The sequence below is a fragment of the Sphingopyxis sp. genome (genome assembly GCF_035250425.1).
Classification (GTDB): domain Bacteria; phylum Pseudomonadota; class Alphaproteobacteria; order Sphingomonadales; family Sphingomonadaceae; genus Sphingopyxis.
Window position 1 is genome coordinate 1 of record NZ_DATFFD010000091.1, and the last position, 2,622, is coordinate 2,622.

Annotated in this window: 2 protein-coding genes and 1 pseudogene; all 3 read right to left on the reverse strand. The window is 65.0% G+C overall.

Features of this window, described 5'->3' with window-relative positions; genetic code table 11:
- On the reverse strand, nt 1-722 hold a 722-nt coding region (locus VJ811_RS05385), incomplete at its 3' end, for a POTRA domain-containing protein (RefSeq protein WP_324071244.1).
- A gap of 73 nt (nt 723-795) precedes the next feature.
- On the reverse strand, nt 796-1,926 hold the full coding sequence (gene rseP, locus VJ811_RS05390; RefSeq protein WP_324071245.1) for an RIP metalloprotease RseP: 1,131 nt from the start codon (nt 1,924-1,926) through the stop codon (nt 796-798).
- Nucleotides 1,919-2,622 (reverse strand): annotated as a pseudogene (locus VJ811_RS05395) (1-deoxy-D-xylulose-5-phosphate reductoisomerase); the annotation flags it as partial. The gene rseP and the pseudogene VJ811_RS05395, both read right to left, overlap by 8 nt.

The window sequence follows — 2,622 nt, forward strand, 5'->3', positions numbered from 1 at the left end:
GTGTTCGACGACAGGATCGTCATCAGGCTCGACTGCTTCGTCGCCATCTCGTCCTTGAGGTCGCCGTCGCTGAACTTCTCGTTGCCGATGATGTTGATCTGGCGGACCTTCGATTTCGGCCCTTCGTTGATTTCGAACACGACGTCGACGCGGTTCTGGTCGAGCGACACCATCTTCGGCTCGACCGTCGCGGCGAAGCGGCCCTGGCGCTTGTAGAGCTCGATGATGCGCGCCACGTCGGCGCGGACTTTCGAGCGGGTGAAAATCTGGCGCGGCGCGAGCTTGATCTCGGGCCGGAGCTTGTCTTCCTTCAGGCGCTTGTTGCCTTCCAGGATGACGCGGTTGATCACCGGGTTTTCGGTGACCTGGATCGTCAGCGCACCGGCATTGTCGGTGATCTGGAAATCCTTGAACAATTCGGTCGCGGCCAGATCCTTCAGCGCCTGGTCGAGGATCGACCGGTCATATTGCTGGCCGACGCGCAGGCGCAGGTACGACAGGATCGTCTGCGCCTCGAGCCGCTGGTTGCCGACGACGGTGATCGACTTGACCGTCGTCGCGGCAGGGGCCGCTTCGGGAGCCGGAGCCGGGACGCCCGGAGCGGGGACTGGTGGCGGCGCAACCTGTTGCGCCATCACCGGCGCGCCAAGCATCGTGCCGGCCAAAAGAAGTACCGACAGCTGCGTCCGCGCCGAGAATTTGTGTGAAGCCACGCTGTTCATCCCGAAAAAATAACTCAAAAGCGCCAAACCCGCCTGACCGCAGGTTCGCGCGCCACTCCCTGCCCCAGACTCGCTAGCCAATCAAGCGGGCGATCCTGTCCCACACGCCAATTGAGCCCAAATCGTTGAAAGTCACGACCAGCATAAGGGTCACGATCGCCGCAAAGCCGAATCGGAACGCCCATTCCTGCGCCTGCGGCGGCGCGGGGCGGCGCCGGATCGCTTCATAGGCGTAGAAGGCCAGATGACCGCCATCGAGCATCGGCAATGGCAAGAGGTTGATGAACCCCAGATTGATGGAAATGAGCGCGATAAAGCCGATCAGCGTCGCGAGCCCCAGCGTCGCCGCCTTGCCCGAGAATTCCGCAATTTTGACCGGACCGTTCATATCCTTGATCGAGCGGCGCCCGGTGACGAACTGGCCCAACACTTCGCCCGTCTGCCGGACGATCTGCCATGTCTGGCTAATTCCGACCAGCGGAGCGTCCCATAGCGGCACCGGTTGCACCTGCGGCGGCGGCGGCGCGATGCCGACGATGGCGCGTGTATATTCCTTGCCGAAGGGGTCTTTCTCGCGCACCAGGTGCGGGGTCAGTGCGACCAATCGATCCTGCCCGTCGCGCGTGACGCGGACCTCCAGCCTTTCGCCGGGACGATGTTCGACCGCCATGCGAAGGTCGCTGAATACCTCGATCTCCCGCCCGTTGATCGACGCGATCCGGTCGCCAGCCCTAAGGCCCGCAGCGGCCGCGGACGATCCTGCTTCAACCGCTCCGACCACGGGGGGCGTCACCGCCTGCCCCCCGATCCACGCAAAACCGGCAAGGATCAGGATCGCGAACAGAAAATTGGTCACCGGCCCCGCAACGACGATCAGCGCCCGTTTCCACACCGGTTGCGCGGGAAAAGTGTGTGACTTTTGCGCGGCGGGCAGCGCCTGCCAATTGGCGTCGGGCTGGCTCACCGCATCGCGGTCGCCCGCGAACTGGACATAGCCGCCGAGCGGCAGCCAGCCGATCTTCCATTCGGTGCCGCGCTTGTCGGTCCAGCCGAGGATCTTGCGGCCGAAGCCGATCGAGAAGGTGTCGGCCTTCACCCCGCACCAGCGGCCGACGATGTAATGGCCATATTCGTGCACGAACACGAGCGGCCCCAAGACCGCGAGGAACGCGACCGGATAGAGCCAAAGCGGTACTTCAAGCATGTTCATATTGGTCCACCAAATGCCGAGCAGCTGCGCGGGATGCGGTATCGACGCTGAATATGTCCTGAAGCGATGCCGGCACCGCGGGCGCATCGGCATCGATCACGCGGCGCACCGTATCGACGATCGCGGGGAAGGAAATGCGCCCCGCGAGGAAGGCGGCGACCGCCACTTCGTTCGCGGCGTTGAGCTGCGCCGGGCGCGCGCCGCCCTCGGCGATCGCGGCGCGGCAGAGCGCGGTCGCGGGGAAGCGGACCTCGTCGGGCGCCTCGAAATCGAGCCGCGCGATGGTCGCGAGGTCGAGCGGGGCGCATGGCGTCGCCATCCGCTGCGGCCAGGCAAGCGCGCTGCTGATCGGGATGCGCATGTCGGGCGAGCCGAGCTGCGCCAGCGTCGAACAGTCGATATATTCGACGAGGCTGTGGATCACCGATTGCGGGTGGACGAGGATTTCGATCCGCTCGAGCCCGACCGGGAACAGGTGATGCGCCTCGATCAGCTCGAGGCCCTTGTTCATCATCGTCGCCGAATCGACGCTGATTTTCGCGCCCATCGACCAGTTGGGATGCGCGACCGCGGCAGTCATGACCTCGCCCGCCGAGACGAGCGCTTCCTTGTTGGCCAGCGCGACGATCCCGCCCTGCTCGATCGCCGCCATCGTCGGCGCGAGGCCGGCGCAGCCGACGATCGCCGCGA